The organism is Pectobacterium versatile (assembly GCF_020166435.1).
GTDB lineage: Bacteria > Pseudomonadota > Gammaproteobacteria > Enterobacterales > Enterobacteriaceae > Pectobacterium > Pectobacterium versatile.
In genome coordinates this window covers 49,517-65,253 of record NZ_JAINZP010000001.1, presented here as the reverse complement: position 1 = coordinate 65,253, position 15,737 = coordinate 49,517, and the positions used below count along the sequence as shown (strand labels likewise).

Sequence of the window (15,737 nt, the reverse complement as noted above, 5' to 3'; positions counted from 1 at the left end):
ATCGCCATGAATCAGAGCCACTTTTTCGCCCATTTATCTCGTCTAAAACTCATCAGCCGTTGGCCGCTCATGCGCAACGTGCGCACGGAAAACGTCTCCGAGCATAGCTTGCAGGTCGCCTTTGTCGCCCACGCGCTGGCAGTAATCAAAAACCGCAAATTCGAAGGTAGTCTGAATGCAGAACGCATCGCACTATTGGCGATGTATCATGATGCCAGCGAGGTGCTGACCGGTGACATGCCGACGCCCATCAAGTACTACAACGCGCAGATCGCACATGAGTACAAGAAGATAGAGAAGATTGCACAGCAGAAACTGATTGAGATGTTGCCGGAAGAGTTACAGCAGGATTATCGCATGCTGCTGGATGACCACTACACCAGCGAAGAAGAACGCCTCATCGTTAAACAGGCAGACGCCCTGTGCGCCTACCTGAAGTGTCTGGAAGAATTATCGGCAGGCAACGCAGAATTCACGCTTGCCAAAGCACGACTGGAAAAAACCTTGCAGCTGCGCCACAGCCCGGAAATGGACTATTTCATGACGGTGTTCGTGCCCAGCTTTAGCCTGTCGCTTGACGAAATCAGTCAGGACTCACCGCTATAACATTTGCCGTTATACGCGAGCAACGAGAACAACAGCTGACACCGTCAGAACGGATACAGCCACGGCACCATCACTACGCTGACCAACATCACCAGCACGGTAAAGGGGACGCCAATGCGTACAAAGTCCCCGAATTTATAACCTCCTGGCCCCAGTACCAACGTATTCACTGGTGACGACACGGGTGTCATAAATGCGGCAGATGCCGCCACGGCGATGATCATCGCAAAAGGATAAGGCGACACGCCCATCTGCTTCGCTGCGGCAATTGCAATGGGTGCCATCAGCACCGCCGTCGCCGTGTTGGAAATAAACAGGCCGATCACGGCACACAGTATGAACAAGCATACCAGCATCACATGCGGCCCAGCGTTCCCGGCAACATCCATCAACCCTTTAACAATTAGTGCGACCCCCCCCGTTTGCTGCAACGCCAGCGCAAACGGCATCATCCCGACGATAAGAATAATACTCGGCCAGTGAATGGCTCGATAAGCACTTTCCATGTCGATGCAGCGGAATTTCCCCATCAGCAAACACGCGATCAGCGCGGCGACCGCATTCGGTATTTCATCCGTCAGCATCATCGCTACCATCAGCGCCAAGCAAAACAGCGCGTGTGGAGACTGACTCACCGCGGGCGCAACGTCATCCACTTCGGCAGGGAGATTAAGTAAAAGGAAATCGTTTTTCTGCGTGTGCAGTTGTCGAATCATGCGCCAGTCACCCATCACCAGCAGAATATCACCGAGCTGGAGCGGTTCATCGGCGAGGATGCCTTCCATCGCTTCACCTGCCCGGCGAATCCCTACGACGCTCAGGCCATAGCGGCTTCGAAACCCGACGTCGTACAGCGTTTTACCCAACAGCTCAGAGTCAGGAATCAAAGAGACTTCCGCCATTCCGACATCACGCGCCTGCTCGGAGAAATACTCACCGCGCAGCACCATCGGTTCAAGCCGCTGTGCAGTGCAAAATTCGCGTAAGTCCACCTCAGAAGCCGACATGTCGATCAGTAAGACATCATTCAGGCGAAGTTCGGTATTGCCCGCCACGCTGATCATCACACGGCGAAATTTACGCCAGCGCTCAATCCCGACTACGTTCGCCCCAAAGCGCTGACGCAAGCGTAAATCATCAAGACGGTGGCCGATAAAAGGCGATCCTGGGCGAATCGCCAGCCGACGTGCCCTGCCCGTCAGTCGGTAATCACGAATCAGATCGCGAAACGTTCTTCTCTTCCACATCTCTTTTGCTGTTGCCGTCTCGGCGTCGCCAAGCCAGTAACGCGCTACCATCATATACGCCACGCCCAGCAGCAATACCACCATCCCTATCGGCGTCACGCTGAAAAACCCAAAGCCCGCAACACCTTCACGCATCAGCTCGCTGCTCACTACCATATTCGGCGGCGTTGCGACCAACGTCATCATGCCGCTAATCAATCCGGCAAAACTCAGCGGCATCATCAGCCTTCCGGGGGAAATTTTCATCCGAGCGGAAACACTCAGCACCACGGGAATAAAAATCGCGACAACGCCAGTGGAGCTCATGAAAGCCCCCAGCAGCGCAACGGTGACCATCAGTAAGATCAGCATCTTCATCTCACTGCTGCCCGCCACGCGGACCAGCCAATCACCGACCTGATAAGCAACACCGGTACGAACCAACCCCTCACCAATCACAAACAGGGCTGCAATCAATATCACGTTAGGATCGCTGAACCCTACCAATGCTTCAGATAGCGTCAGTGTACCACTCAGTACAAACGCGATAATGACCAACAGCGCGACAACGTCCATGCGTAATTTATTGGTGGTAAACAACACAATGGCGATCAGCAACAGGGATAAAACCCAGAGAAGTTCGCTATTCAAAACGGTTCCCCTGACGGAAAAATGCATATTGAGAGGTGAAGGTTCAGCATGCCATAAAAAAAAAGCAGGCGCATTTTTCAACACCGCGTAGCGGTGGCCCAAAGGGTGGCAGACGTTGGTATACCCTAAATAATTCGAGTTGCAGGAAGGCGGCAATCGCACGAATCCCCAGGAGCTTACACAAGTAAGTGACTGGGGTGAGTAAGAGAAGCCAACACACATGCAGCTTGAAGTATGACGGGTATAGTCTGCCATAAAAAAACCTCGCGGATGCGAGGTCTGATCATATTTAGTCACAGTTTTGTCATTATGTTACAGACAACCTACTGGCGCAGAAGCACCTTAGCGCCGTTCAGTGATGGTTCTATTTCTATCTGCTCCAGCGAATCAAGGATCAGATCGACCTGATCCAGTTTCGGCGTGTCTGCTGGTGCCTTCACCGCAATGACCTTGCAGCCAGCCGCCAAACCCGATAGCACGCCTGCGGGTGCATCCTCAACGACGACACACTCTTCCGGCTTCAGCCCTAGCTGCTGTGCGCCAAGTAAATAGGCATCGGGGTGAGGTTTACCTTTAACAACCTGCTCCGCTGTAATAAAGGCACGAGGAGCAGGCAGTTCTCCGCGATGATGACGGGCGCTGGCAATCGGCACCGTGCCGGATGTCACAATCGCCCAGGGAATATCCAGCGCATCCAAACGTTCCAACAGCGCCTTCGCCCCTGGCATGGCAACAATTCCCTGCGTGTCAGACGCTTCTGTTTTTTCCAGCGCATCAAACTCTTGTTGAATCGTTTCTTCGCTTTGCCCTTGAAGAAAGTGACGCAGGGAGGTGATTGCCTGCTTGCCATGAATAAAATCCAGCACTTCCTGTGGTTCAATATCGTGATCTTTTGCCCAGTTAATCCACGCACGTTCTACAGCAGGCAGTGAATCAACCAGCGTACCATCGAGGTCGAACAGAAAACCTTTACACTCCACAGAAAGCCCCTTTTTCATTAATCAGGCGTTGATGATCTGTGCGATCTCAACTGCACTCAAGTGATACTGGCGCGGGCAGGATTGCCAAACAGCCAGCATTCTGTTGTATTTTTCCCACATTTTTGTCTGAGCGTTAAACCCATGCGTACCCGCATCAAAGTGGGGATAGCGACCTTCAACATGTACCATAAAGCGTACAAAACCGAGGTAGCGTGCTTCCGTTGCGGCATCAAAGCCCAGGAAGGTCAGGCGACGCTCATCCAAATCCTGCTTATCTTTCAGATTGGTCCACGACACCTGCAAGGCATGATGCATTTCCATGATGTTAATAATGGTGCGGCACACCTCTTCGGTCAGCTCGCCAAACTCACGGTCCAGTTCGCGCATCTGCAAACCATAACCACGCTCGATAATCGTTTGTAACCGGCGATAGCGCTCGGCGTTGTCGGGATCGAGCATCGTCATCATTTTATATTGATTTGAAAGGATCAATCTCTGGGCATTTGTCATTTCCATGTTGCTCTCCTGAACCTCTTTGGTGTAAGCCAATATCGCTAAATAGGTATTGGCCTCAGAATCGCATACTGAATCGTGTCACGGTAGCGGTAGCCACCGCTTCTTTGATTTGAAACAGGGGAAAGAACAAAATAGCCATCAACCCGCACACAGCCTGACGCCGATCACAAATCATCCAGGAAGGTTTTATCAAGCTGGTTAAACGCACGCTTCAGCACATCCGCCAACGCTTGGTAAGTTGGCGCTTCTTCCAATGGCGCTAATGCCTGGCCTGACTCCAATAGCTTATGACGAATCTCATGGAACCACTGCGCCAGCGTCGGCGGTAAAGGTGTCACAGAACGGCGACCCAGCCACCAGAGCCCCTGCAACGGCAAACTACAGGCAAACAGCGCGGTGGCGATGGCGGGGCCGAGCTGGCCACCGAGCGCAATCTGCCACGTTAAGGTAAACACCGCCAGCGGCGGCATGATGCGGATACCGAACCGCGTCGCTCGCGCCACGCGGTTTTCAGGAAAGACGGGCGCCAGCCGCTTTTCTGCTGGCCACGCTTTCATGTAATGCTGCCCACGTTGGAGTAGCTGTAGCCAACTGATTCTACTGTCTGGTTTCGTCGCCATAGCCACACCTCAACTTTACAGATAAAAAATAAAACTTTTGCACAAATCAACAACTCAAGTTGATAAGGTTAAAATATATTTTGTGTTTAGCCTACGCTATCGGTATCCTAGATCGGCCTTTTGGCCGCTGTATACCTAAAGTAGTATGACTACACGCAAGGAGTATAATTCCCTTCGCGACATAAGCGCAGCCAACGGCCATAACGCGGTTATCCATCGCTTTAAAAGCTGCGGTTTACATCAGGTCGATGTCATATGGTTGTATCGATTATCCGATATAACCTACATCATAGTATCGACCCTATTTCATCATCATACCTTGGTGTATCACACCAAGGTATGATGTTAATCATAAATGCCAGCAGCGGCATGCGATACGCTATGCCCTGTATGACATTTTTTTTAACCATGTATAACAAGTAGGTACTTCCATGTCGAGTAAGTTAGTACTGGTTCTTAACTGCGGTAGTTCATCCCTGAAATTCGCTATCATCGATGCGATTAACGGAGAAGAGTACCTGTCTGGTTTAGCCGAGTGTTTCAACCTGCCTGAAGCCCGCATCAAATGGAAAATGGACGGCGGTAAACAAGACGCCGAACTGGGTGCCGGTGCAGCTCACAGCGAAGCGCTGAACTTCATCGTCAATACCATTCTGTCTCAGAAACCGGAGCTGTCAGCTCAACTGGTTGCTATTGGTCACCGTATCGTTCACGGCGGTGAGAAGTTCACCCAATCCGCGATCATCACTGATGATGTTCTTCAGGGTATCAAAGATTCCGTACCTTTTGCACCTCTGCACAACCCGGCGCACCTGATCGGCATCGACGAAGCACTGAAATCTTTCCCACACCTGGCTGATAAAAACGTCGCTGTTTTCGACACCGCGTTCCACCAGACCATGCCGGAAGAATCCTACCTTTATGCACTGCCGTATAAACTGTATAAAGAAAACCACATCCGCCGCTACGGTTTCCACGGCACCAGCCACTACTTTGTTTCTCGTGAAGCCGCTAAAGTGCTGAACAAACCAGTAGAAGAGCTGAACGTCATCACTTGCCATCTGGGCAACGGTGGTTCCGTTACTGCAATCCGTAATGGCGAATGCGTTGACACCTCAATGGGTCTGACTCCGCTGGAAGGTCTGGTGATGGGTACGCGCTGCGGCGATATCGACCCAGCTGTGATTTTCCACCTGCACGACGCACTGGGCATGGACATTGATAGCATCAACACCCTGATGACCAAAGAATCTGGTCTGCTGGGTCTGACTGAAGTGACCAGCGACTGCCGCTACGTTGAAGATAACTACGAGACGAAAGCAGATGCTAAACGTGCAATGGACGTTTACTGCCACCGTCTGGCGAAATACATCGGTTCTTACGCTGCACTGATGGAAGGCCGTCTGGATGCCGTCATCTTCACCGGTGGTATCGGTGAAAACGCCGCAATGGTTCGTGAACTGTCGCTGAAAAAACTGGGTCTGCTGGGCTTCGACGTCGATCACGAGCGCAACCTGGCTGCACGCTTCGGTAAAGGTGGTAACATCGCTAAAGATGGCACCCGCGCGGCGCTGGTTATCCCGACCAATGAAGAGTTGGTCATCGCCGAAGACGCTTACCGTCTGACTGCGTAAAACACGTAACTCCCAACACCGTCAGCCAAGGCTGACGGTGTTGTTTTTGACTAACGAGCAACCGTAAAGAGGTTCGGCCGTGTCCCGTATAATCATGTTGATCCCAACTGGCACCAGCGTTGGTCTGACAAGCGTCAGCCTGGGTGTCATCCGCTCCATGGAACAGAAAGGCGTCCGCCTGAGCGTGTTCAAACCTATTGCCCAGCCGCGCAGTGGCGACAATACGCCAGACCAAACGACTACCATTATTCGTGCTAATTCCGCCATCAGCGCCGCCGAGCCGCTGGCGATGAGCCGCGTTGAAGCCCTGCTGAGCTCCAACCAGCAAGACGTGCTGATGGAAGAAATCATCGCGCGCTACCACGAAAACACCAAAGACGCTGAAGTCGTTCTGGTTGAAGGTCTGGTTCCTACCCGTAAGCACCAGTTTGCTAACGCATTGAACTATGAAATCGCCAAAACGCTGAACGCAGAAATCGTCTTCGTACTGGCGCTGGGTAACGATTCCCCAGCACAGTTGAAAGACCGTATCGAACTGGCGCGTTCCAGCTTCGGCGGCAGCAAAAACAAAAACATTACTGGCGTGATCATCAACAAACTGAATGCGCCAGTAGACGACCAGGGCCGTACTCGCCCTGACCTGTCTGAAATCTTTGATGATTCCACCAAAGCCAGCGTTGCCAACATCGATCCGAAGCAGTTGTTCGCTAACAGCCCGCTGCCGGTTCTGGGCTGCATCCCGTGGAGCTTTGACCTGATTGCTACGCGCGCCATCGATATGGCGAAGCACCTGAATGCTCGTATCGTCAACGAAGGCGACATTCAGACGCGTCGCGTTAAGTCTGTAACCTTCTGCGCACGCAGCATCCCTCATATGCTGGAGCATTTCCGTCCTGGCTCACTGCTGGTGACGTCCGCTGACCGTCCTGATGTTCTGGTTGCCGCTTGTCTGGCTGCCATGAATGGCGTGGAAATCGGTGCCCTGCTGCTGACTGGCGGCTACGAAATGGATCCGAGCATTGCCAAGCTGTGCGAACGTGCCTTCCAGACTGGCCTGCCAGTATTTATGGTCGACACCAACACCTGGCAGACCTCACTCAGCCTGCAAAGCTTCAACCTTGAAGTACCGGCTGATGACCGTCAACGTGTTGAGAAAGTGCAGGAATATGTTGCACGCCACATCGACACCCAGTGGATCGATTCACTGAGCGCAGAATCTGAGCGTTCACGTCGTCTGTCTCCGCCAGCGTTCCGCTATCAGCTTACTGAGCTGGCGCGTAAAGCAGGCAAACGTATCGTTCTGCCAGAAGGCGATGAACCACGTACCGTTAAAGCAGCGTCTATCTGTGCTGAACGCGGTATTGCTCACTGTGTGCTGATCGGTAACCCAGAAGAGATTCAACGTGTTGCTGCCGCTCAGGGCGTAGAACTGGGCAAAGGCATCGAAATCGTCGATCCGATTGTCGTGCGTGAACGCTATGTTGCACGTCTGGTTGAGCTGCGTAAGAGCAAGGGCATGACCGAAGTGGTTGCGCGCGAACAGCTCGAAGACAACGTGGTTCTGGGTACGCTGATGCTGGAACAGGGCGAAGTTGACGGTCTGGTTTCTGGTGCCGTTCATACCACCGCTAACACCATCCGTCCGCCGTTGCAACTGATAAAAACAGCACCGGGCAGCTCGCTGGTGTCTTCTGTGTTCTTCATGCTGCTGCCTGAGCAGGTTCTGGTTTACGGCGACTGCGCCATCAACCCAGACCCAACTGCAGAGCAATTGGCTGAAATCGCTATCCAGTCTGCTGATTCCGCTACCGCATTCGGTATCGACCCACGTGTTGCGATGATCTCTTACTCTACCGGTAACTCCGGCGCGGGTAGCGATGTTGAGAAAGTGCGTGAAGCGACTCGTCTGGCGCAGGAAAAACGCCCTGATCTGGTCATCGATGGTCCGTTGCAGTACGACGCCGCTATCATGGCTGACGTTGCACAGTCCAAAGCGCCGAACTCGCCAGTTGCGGGTAAAGCTACCGTGTTCATCTTCCCTGACCTGAACACCGGTAACACCACGTACAAAGCGGTACAGCGTTCTGCCGACCTGATCTCCATCGGGCCAATGCTGCAAGGCATGCGCAAACCGGTTAACGACCTGTCTCGTGGCGCCCTGGTAGACGACATCGTTTACACCGTTGCCCTGACCGCCATTCAGGCTACACAGCTCTAATCGGTATCCTAAATAATTCGAGTTGCTTGCAGGCGGCAACTGCACGAATCCCCAGGAGCTTACTCAAGTAAGTGACTGGGGGTGACAAATCTGCTGGGAGCAGATTTGAACGCTGCTTGCAGCGGCCCTTTAGGGCGAGGCCCACGACGGGCCGAGTATTTAAAGGAAGCCAACGCACAATCAGCTTGAAGTATGACGGATATATTCAGATTAATTCTGTTATCTTCTATGCCAGCCTCAGCGCTGGCATTTTTTATTGCTCTCCGCACAAAAAACCACACCGAGCAGGCTCAAGAATAACCATAAACAGGGTCTATGGATGACTGTAATACGATTATTGGATCAACACTTTCAGCAGCAGTTGGAAAAAGGGATCACGCCTTCATCGCCAACAGGGTTAACCCGTTTTTTGATTGAATTTCTCTATTTCGGCGTCAAAGAAGCCCGCGCCTGTATCTTCGTAGGCCTGTTCTTTCTTGCTGTTTTCAGCGTGCCGAAAGCGGGCTGGTTCGCTATCCCTCGCTATGATTTGCTGTTGATATTCGCCATTGTGATTCAGGGGTGGATGATCGCCAGCAAGCTGGAAACCTGGGATGAGTTAAAAGCCGTTACGCTGTTTCACCTCGTAGGTTTTGCGCTTGAGGTGTTTAAAACCTCATCAGGTATTCGTTCCTGGTCTTACCCTGATTTCGCCTACACCAAGGTACTGGGTGTACCGCTGTTTGCCGGATTCATGTACGCCTCTGTCGGTAGCTATATCATTCAGTCCTGGCGGCTATTCGATCTGAAAATTCGCCATCACCCGCCCTACTGGCTGGCAACGCTGGTCGCGCTACTCATTTATGCCAATTTCTTCACCCACCACTACATCGGCGACTATCGCTGGTACATTGCCGCATTGGCTGTCGGGCTCTATGCACGTACCACCGTCATTTTCACGCCTTACGATCGGGAACGACGAATGCCGCTGTCACTGGCCTTTATTCTGATCGGCTTTTTTATCTGGCTGGCTGAAAATATCAGTACGCTTTTCAGTGTTTGGAGCTATCCAGAACAGCTCGGAGCCTGGTCGATGGTTCACGTAGGGAAATGGAGCTCGTGGGCTTTGCTGGTGATCATGACGTTCACCATCGTGATTTACCTGAAGGACATCAAGAAGAGTATTCATGTTCCCGAGTGATAACCCGCAGTTTATCACTCGGAAAAATAGACGCCGCAGCGGAGAAAAAGCAGCGGCGAGACAGGGAAGAAATTATTTCTGTGAATCAGCGTCTGATGGAGTAACGACGTTGCTGTCGTTTTCATCATGAGCATTTTCATCATGGATATTTTTATTATTAACAGCAGGTGTTGCAGCGGCTTCGACTGCCTCGTTCAGCTTACGTGAAATCGGCTTGCCATAATCCTGATCGCTATAGCGCGTCAGCCACAGCGACAGAGCTTTCAGCGAGTCCGGCGTAAATTCATCGCAGCGTGCGGTGATTTCTTGCGGCGTCAGCCAGCTAACCTCATCAACCTCTTCTTCCTGTAGCGCAAACGGCCCGTGGGTGACGCAGCTAAACAGCCCGCCCCATACCCGGCAATTCTCGCCTTCGTAATAGAACAAGCCGTGCTCTGCGAACGGCACACCTGCAATGCCAAGCTCTTCTTCGGCTTCACGGCGTGCGGATTCCAGCATCTGCTCACCGCTTTGCACTACGCCGCCAGCGGTCGCGTCCAGCCAGCCTGGATAGAAATCTTTGATTTTCGTCCGGCGCTGCACCAGAATTTTACCCATTCCATCATGCACAACAATGTAAGTAGCACGATGGCGAAGACTCTGAGCACGCATCTGCTGACGACTTGACTGAGCAATTACCTCGTTGTTTTCATTGACGATATCAACCCACTCTGTGCCTGCTGCCTGACTTTGTTCCGCCATCCTCTGAAACCCTTTAGTATTGGCACGTTGCTACGCGCGTCTGTTTTAAATGATCGAACTTTGCTGTGAATATTCCCTGCTGCCTTGCTGTTATTCAAGGTCAAAAACAGGGTATACGCTAAATTAGTGCCTAATCGCGACCTGTGCAATAGGTTCGCCGCCGTGTAACGGTAGAACCCGCAGTTCGTCTTGTTCAAGTAAACCGTAGCTCGCGGGGTATCCCCCTTTCGGCAAGCTCACTGAGCCGGGATTGAAAAAATAATATTCCCCGCGTTGTTCAGCAACGGGGATATGAGTATGACCATATACCAGCACATTCCCCGCGTGTAGCGGTGGCATATTATCTGGATGATAAAGATGACCGTGCGTCAGGAAAAGGCGATTCTGCGGCAATAGCACATGTTGCCAGGGTGCCGTTATCGGAAAGGTCAGCAGCATCTGATCAACCTCGCTGTCGCAATTTCCCCGTACGGCAATGATACGTGACGCATAAGCGTTTAGCCGGGTAGCCACTTCCGCAGGCTGATACGCCTCCGGCAGCAGGTTGCGTGGGCCATGATTGAGAAAATCGCCCAGCAAGATAAGCCAGTCGGCCTGACTCTGCTCAAAGACTTCCAGCACGCGCTCCGTCGCACTGAGGGAACCGTGTATGTCGGACGCAAACATCAACTTCATCGTTATCTCCACAACGTTTATATCAACAATGCTACACCCACAACGCCGCCCGCATCCTTCATCGGACGTAGTCTACCAAAGTTGGCAGCACGCTTCCGGTAAAGATCGTATAACGAGGTGCGCCATCGTTTATTTTTCACTCGTAGAAGTGGTAGGGTAAGGGCCCGTTCCTCAATACGCTATTCTGACAGCGCATCGTTCTCTGAAGCGATCAACTGCCATACAGTCCATGATGTTTTTCTGAATTAAAACGGAGACTTGATTCATGATTGACCTGTATTACGCACCAACCCCTAACGGGCACAAGATCACCCTGTTTCTGGAAGAAGCTAATCTCCCCTACCAGCTCCACCGCGTGAATATCAGCAAAGGCGAACAGTTCAAACCGGAGTTTTTGGCTATCTCGCCTAACAACAAAATTCCCGCGATTGTCGATACGCAGCCCGCGGAAGGTGACACGCCAATTAGCCTGTTTGAATCTGGCGCGATTCTGCTCTATCTGGCGGAAAAGCATAGCGTGCTATTGAGCACGTCATTACGTGAGCGTACGGCCACACTACAGTGGCTGTTCTGGCAGGTCGCCGGTTTCGGGCCAATGCTGGGGCAGAATCATCATTTTAACCACTATGCTCCTCAGCCAGTGCCTTACGCCATTGAACGCTATCAGCAGGAGACGCAGCGCCTGTATCGCGTGCTGGATAAACATCTGCAAGACAGCCCTTGGCTAGCAGGAGAAAATTACAGCATTGCCGATATCGCGACCTACCCGTGGGTCGTTTCTTATGCTCGCCAGCGCGTCGACCTTGATGATTACCCAGCGGTGAAGGCGTGGTATACGCGTATCAGTGAGCGCCCGGCAACGCAACGGGCTTACCAGCTCGCCGAGCAATAAAATTCTGGCATCATCTCATTCGGCCTTTGGGTATCTTCTGCTATGGTAATCAACATATTGTCGTTAACGATACCCCTGACGCTGCGGTTTAGTCGCAGCAACAGAAGCAACCGAGGGCCGAGCAATGCCACATCATCCTTCTGACGCCATTATTCGTATAAAAAATCTGCGGCTGCGCACCTTCATCGGTATCAAAGATGAGGAAATCACGAATAAGCAGGATGTGATCATCAACGTTGTGATTCACTACCCAGCAGAACAAGCACGCAACAGCGAAAATATTGCCGATGCGCTGAACTACCGCACCATCACCAAAAACATTATTCGCCATGTAGAAGATAACCGCTTCGCTTTGCTGGAAAAATTAACGCAGGATGTGCTCAACATCGCCAGCGATCACGAATGGATAACCTATGCTGAAGTAGAAGTAGATAAACCGTTTGCCCTGCGATACGCCGATTCGGTTTCCATGACCCTGCGTTATCACAAGGCATAAAGATAAGGGGAAGCGATGCAACTACTCATAACAGGCGGAACCGGCCTTATTGGCCGCCATCTTATCCAACGATTACAGCTGCTTTCCCATGACATCACGGTACTGACACGCGATCCTGAGCGCGCTCGAGGCGTTCTCGGCAATCAGGTGGAATATTGGTCCACGCTGAGTAATGTCACCTCACTGAACGACTTTGACGGCGTCATCAATTTGGCGGGCGAACCTATCGCCGACAAACGGTGGACGCCACAGCAAAAACAGCGTCTGGCAAAGAGCCGCTGGAACATCACCGAACAGCTTGCCACGCTGATAAAGGCCAGCAGTGAGCCGCCAGCGATTTTTATCTCAGGATCCGCTGTCGGGTATTATGGCGATCAGGGAGAAGCGCTGGTCACCGAAGATGAATCCCCAGTCGATGAATTTACACATCATCTGTGCGCCCGCTGGGAAGCGCTGGCGCAGTCCGCCGAAAGTGATAAAACCCGCGTCTGCCTGCTGCGCACCGGCATCGTTCTGTCAGCACAGGGCGGCGCGCTGGCAAAAATGCTGCCGATTTTCCGTCTCGGACTTGGCGGGCCGATGGGTTCCGGCAAGCAATATATGCCGTGGATTCATATTGATGACATGGCGAACGGCATTATTTATCTGCTGAACCAGCCGATACTGAACGGCCCTTTCAATATGGTTGCACCCTATCCGGTTCATAATGAACAATTTTCTGCCATGCTGGCACACGTATTGGATCGTCCCGGTTTCTTACGGGCTCCCGCTTTTGTGATCAAACTACTGATGGGAGAAGCGTCGACGCTGGTACTGGGTGGACAGCGCGCCATTCCGCAGCGGTTAGAAGCCGCAGGCTTTACTTTCCGTTTCATTGAGCTGGAAGAAGCCCTGCAGGACGTCATCAAAAAACCGAGCTGATAACTATCCATCTCAGGTTGCTGGTAGCCTTTTCGCAGAACGGGAACGATGATAATGGGATAGAAGAGTAAAGCGTCCGCGCCAAGGATGGCGCGGCTCGAGCGTACAGGGATGTATTCACAGCGTCTTTACGATCTACCCATTATCATCGCTCAATGCACATCATCAGCCCCAAAACCTACTTCAACGCACCGGACAAAAACTGCTGCAAACGTGCACTTTTCGGGCTACCGAAAAGCTGATCCGGTGGCCCTTCTTCTTCAATTACGCCCTGATGCAAGAAGATAACGTGGCTGGAAACATGACGGGCAAACTCCATTTCATGCGTCACCACCACCATCGTTTTCCCTTCTTCCGCAAGCTGCTGCATGATACGCAACACCTCGCCGACCAGTTCGGGATCCAGCGCTGACGTAGGTTCATCAAACAACAAAACTTCCGGCTCCATCGCCAACGCCCGTGCAATAGAAACGCGCTGCTGCTGACCACCGGAGAGATCCGACGGGTATTTCTGTTGGGCCACATCCGTGATCCCAACCTTGTTCAGATAGAACACCGCCCGCTCACGCGCTTCCGCTTTACTGAGCCCTAACACCTGAATTGGCGCTTCCATCACGTTCTCTAACGCCGTCATGAAGCTCCACAGATTGAAGTGCTGAAATACCATCGTCAGGCGCGTCCGCAGCATCTGAAGCTGCTTTTTATCAAACACCTTCAGCTGTCCGTCAGTATCACGCACCATGCGAATTTCCTGATCGCTGACGTAAATCGCGCCTTCACAGGGTTTTTCCAGAAAATTAATGCAGCGCAGTAAGGTACTTTTCCCCGAACCGGACGACCCGATAATCGAAATAACGTCACCCGCTTTCGCCTGTAATGAGATCCCTTTCAACACCTCATGCTGGCCATAACGTTTACGCAGTTCCGTCACCATCAGTTTGTTATTCGACATACTCTTTTTTCCTGCGTTTAATGGGATGAACGGGTATAAAGATGACGTAACCAGTGCCGTTCCGCCTTTCTGAACAGCCCAATTAACACAAACGAGATCGCCAGATAGATGACCGCCGCAATGCCAAAGGCATAAAACGGCTGGTAGGTTGCCGCATTGATATCACGGGCAATCTTCAGAATATCCGGCACCGTTACGGTAAAGGCCAGCGCCGTTGAATGCAGCATCAGAATCACTTCGTTACTGTACGCAGGCAGCGCAATACGCAGTGCACTCGGTAAAATAATGCAGCGATACTGCTTAAAGCGGGAGAAGCCATATGCTCTGGCCGCTTCAATTTCCCCATGAGGTACCGAGCGGATTGCTCCCGCAAAAATCTCTGTTGTGTACGCACAGGTATTAAGCGCCAGCGCCAGAATGGCACAGTTTAGCCCGCTGCGAAAAAAGGCATTCAGTAGATCGGTGCCGCGCACAATCTCCAGGCTATACACGCCGGAATAGAACACCAGAAGCTGCACGTAGAGCGGCGTACCGCGGAACACATAGGTGAATAGCCAAACCGGAAAGCTGAACCGGCGTCGCGGCGACACGCGGGCAATCGCCAGTGGTAGCGCCATCAGCCCGCCAATAACGACCGAGGAAATGAGCAGCCAGAGCGTCATCGCCAGCCCGGTCAAGCGGTAACCATCACTCCACAGGAGCGGCTGCCAATATTGTTGCAGGATCTCACTCATAGTTTATTTTTTTGACTCCCTGCGAATAGTGCCTTTCCAGCCACCACAACACGCCGTTAGAAATGGTGGTAAAAATCAGGTACATCGCCCCGGCAACCAGCGCAAAATAAAACGGTTCGTGTGTGCCCTTTCCGGCCAGTTGCGTCGCCTTAATCACATCATTCAGGCCAAGCAATGACACCAGCGCCGTCGCTTTCAGGATCACCTGCCAGTTATTGCCGATGCCCGGTAGCGCAAAGCGCATCATGGAAGGAAACAGAATACGGCGGAACACCTTCATGGGAGAGAAACCGAACGCGACGGCAGCTTCGATTTGCCCACGCGGCACGGCAAGATAGGCACCACGAAAGGTTTCCGTGAAATACGCGCCGTAAATAAAGCCCAGTGTAATAATCCCGGCAGTCAACGGATCGATGTCAATCTGATCCAAGCCGATCGATTCCGTCACGCCGTTTAAGACAATTTGCAGACCGTAGAAAATCAGCAGCATCAGTACCAGATCGGGAATACCACGAATCAGCGTGGTATAGCAGGAAAAACACCCCGCCAGCAGACGGTTGGAAGACAGCTTCGCCGACGCACCAATCAGGCCGATAGCCAGCGCCAGCAGTAACGAACTCGCGGCCAGCTCCAGCGTCATGATGGCACCATCCAGAATTAGCTGGGAATAGCCATAGAGCATCAATGATATCCGT

At 52.2% G+C, this 15,737-nt stretch carries 16 protein-coding genes; 7 read left to right on the top strand and 9 right to left on the bottom strand.

The window, feature by feature from the left end:
• Window positions 1-6 precede the first annotated feature (6 nt).
• Entirely contained in the window at window positions 7-606 is a 600-nt protein-coding gene (gene yfbR / locus K7X24_RS00300; RefSeq protein ID WP_103862164.1) for a 5'-deoxynucleotidase, read from the top strand.
• 44 nt (window positions 607-650) lie between these two features.
• Here the strand turns inward: yfbR and K7X24_RS00295 are convergent, their stop codons facing one another.
• From K7X24_RS00295 to yfbV, 4 genes are all read right to left on the bottom strand, one after another.
• Window positions 651-2,483: an SLC13 family permease gene (locus K7X24_RS00295; RefSeq protein ID WP_224552212.1), complete on the bottom strand. Its 1,833-nt coding sequence runs from the start codon at window positions 2,481-2,483 to the stop codon at window positions 651-653.
• A gap of 323 nt (window positions 2,484-2,806) precedes the next feature.
• Complete coding sequence (locus K7X24_RS00290) at window positions 2,807-3,463, bottom strand: sugar phosphatase (RefSeq protein ID WP_224552210.1); 657 nt, start codon at window positions 3,461-3,463, stop codon at window positions 2,807-2,809.
• Between the two features lie 21 nt (window positions 3,464-3,484).
• A complete protein-coding gene (locus K7X24_RS00285; RefSeq protein ID WP_010295396.1) occupies window positions 3,485-3,979 on the bottom strand; it encodes a YfbU family protein in 495 nt (164 codons plus the stop codon).
• 164 nt (window positions 3,980-4,143) lie between these two features.
• Window positions 4,144-4,599, bottom strand: coding sequence for a terminus macrodomain insulation protein YfbV (yfbV, locus tag K7X24_RS00280; protein WP_224552208.1), 456 nt, complete (start codon window positions 4,597-4,599; stop codon window positions 4,144-4,146).
• 431 nt (window positions 4,600-5,030) lie between these two features.
• On the opposite strand from yfbV, the gene ackA reads away from it, so the two are divergent.
• From ackA to K7X24_RS00265, 3 genes are all read left to right on the top strand, one after another.
• Window positions 5,031-6,233 (top strand): acetate kinase, encoded by a 1,203-nt coding sequence (ackA, locus tag K7X24_RS00275; RefSeq protein WP_224552206.1) that lies wholly within the window; start codon window positions 5,031-5,033, stop codon window positions 6,231-6,233.
• A gap of 79 nt (window positions 6,234-6,312) precedes the next feature.
• On the top strand, window positions 6,313-8,451 hold the full coding sequence (gene pta / locus K7X24_RS00270; RefSeq protein WP_039491517.1) for a phosphate acetyltransferase: 2,139 nt from the start codon (window positions 6,313-6,315) through the stop codon (window positions 8,449-8,451).
• A 319-nt stretch (window positions 8,452-8,770) separates the two neighbouring features.
• Window positions 8,771-9,631: a DUF817 domain-containing protein gene (locus tag K7X24_RS00265; RefSeq protein WP_039506189.1), complete on the top strand. Its 861-nt coding sequence runs from the start codon at window positions 8,771-8,773 to the stop codon at window positions 9,629-9,631.
• A 72-nt stretch (window positions 9,632-9,703) separates the two neighbouring features.
• Here K7X24_RS00265 and yfcD read toward each other — a convergent pair whose 3' ends face one another.
• Both yfcD and yfcE read right to left on the bottom strand, forming a co-directional pair.
• Window positions 9,704-10,372, bottom strand: a complete 669-nt coding sequence (yfcD, locus tag K7X24_RS00260) for an NUDIX hydrolase YfcD (protein WP_107333160.1) — start codon at window positions 10,370-10,372, stop codon at window positions 9,704-9,706.
• Between the two features lie 123 nt (window positions 10,373-10,495).
• Window positions 10,496-11,047, bottom strand: coding sequence for a phosphodiesterase (gene yfcE, locus K7X24_RS00255; protein ID WP_224552204.1), 552 nt, complete (start codon window positions 11,045-11,047; stop codon window positions 10,496-10,498).
• A gap of 265 nt (window positions 11,048-11,312) precedes the next feature.
• Here yfcE and yfcG point away from each other — a divergent pair, with 265 nt between their 5' ends.
• The 3 genes from yfcG to K7X24_RS00240 all read left to right on the top strand — a co-directional run bounded on the left by yfcG (window position 11,313) and on the right by K7X24_RS00240 (window position 13,356).
• Window positions 11,313-11,939, top strand: coding sequence for a GSH-dependent disulfide bond oxidoreductase (gene yfcG / locus K7X24_RS00250; protein ID WP_103862168.1), 627 nt, complete (start codon window positions 11,313-11,315; stop codon window positions 11,937-11,939).
• Window positions 11,940-12,063: 124 nt separating this feature from the next.
• The gene (gene folX, locus K7X24_RS00245) at window positions 12,064-12,435 is read left to right on the top strand and encodes a dihydroneopterin triphosphate 2'-epimerase (RefSeq protein WP_103941009.1); all 372 of its coding nucleotides are present in this window, start codon (window positions 12,064-12,066) and stop codon (window positions 12,433-12,435) included.
• Between the two features lie 15 nt (window positions 12,436-12,450).
• On the top strand, window positions 12,451-13,356 hold the full coding sequence (locus tag K7X24_RS00240; protein WP_224552202.1) for a TIGR01777 family oxidoreductase: 906 nt from the start codon (window positions 12,451-12,453) through the stop codon (window positions 13,354-13,356).
• Window positions 13,357-13,534: 178 nt separating this feature from the next.
• On the opposite strand, the gene hisP is transcribed toward K7X24_RS00240, so the two are convergent.
• From hisP to K7X24_RS00225, 3 genes are read right to left on the bottom strand one after another with little or no spacing between them, the layout of a single operon-like run.
• Window positions 13,535-14,308: a histidine ABC transporter ATP-binding protein HisP gene (gene hisP, locus K7X24_RS00235; protein ID WP_103862171.1), complete on the bottom strand. Its 774-nt coding sequence runs from the start codon at window positions 14,306-14,308 to the stop codon at window positions 13,535-13,537.
• A 17-nt stretch (window positions 14,309-14,325) separates the two neighbouring features.
• Window positions 14,326-15,042 carry an ABC transporter permease gene (locus K7X24_RS00230; protein WP_103971291.1) on the bottom strand — a complete coding sequence of 239 codons (717 nt, stop codon included), beginning with the start codon at window positions 15,040-15,042 and terminating at the stop codon, window positions 14,326-14,328.
• The gene (locus K7X24_RS00225) at window positions 15,035-15,724 is read right to left on the bottom strand and encodes a histidine ABC transporter permease HisQ (RefSeq protein ID WP_010298525.1); all 690 of its coding nucleotides are present in this window, start codon (window positions 15,722-15,724) and stop codon (window positions 15,035-15,037) included. The genes K7X24_RS00230 and K7X24_RS00225 overlap by 8 nt, the downstream gene beginning before the upstream one ends.
• Window positions 15,725-15,737: the final 13 nt, after the last annotated feature.